Origin of the sequence: Pseudoalteromonas sp. S3776, assembly GCF_005886915.1 — a bacterium.
GTDB lineage: Bacteria > Pseudomonadota > Gammaproteobacteria > Enterobacterales > Alteromonadaceae > Pseudoalteromonas.
Genome location: NZ_PNCU01000086.1, coordinates 1 through 504 on the forward strand (window position 1 = coordinate 1; position 504 = coordinate 504).

1 protein-coding gene is annotated in these 504 nt (G+C 54.2%); it reads left to right on the forward strand.

Annotated features, from left to right (window positions below; genetic code table 11):
- On the forward strand, positions 1 to 504 hold a 504-nt coding region (locus CWC16_RS19245; protein ID WP_249929317.1), incomplete at both ends, for an Ig-like domain-containing protein.

Consider the following 504-nt stretch of genomic DNA (forward strand, 5'->3'; position numbering starts at 1 on the left):
GTGATCGCCACAGCCACCGATGCGGCGGGCAACACGCGCACAATCAGCTCAGATGACTTTGATAGCACACCGCCTACGCTTACCGTTGAGGTGGATGCACAAAGCAATAGCAACACGCCTATAATCAGCGGCACGAGCGATGCGGGCGAAGGCGCGCAAGTGACGATAGTGGTGACCGACAGCGATGGTAATCCACAAACCATCACTGCGCTTGTTGATGCAAATGGTGATTGGAGCGCCACACCAAGTACACCACTCAGTGAAGGCGAAAGCACGATTGAAGTGAGCGTACGCGATAGTGTAGGCAACGAAACCACCGTGAGTGAAACCACTACGATTGACACGCAAGCACCTACACTTACGATACAAAATGTAGGCGATGTAAACGACCTAACACCGACATTACAGGGCACCAGTAACGAAATTGGCGGCACGGTGACACTCACCGTGACCGACAGTGACGGCGCTGTGCAAACTCTCACGACCACCGTTGAGGCGGATGGT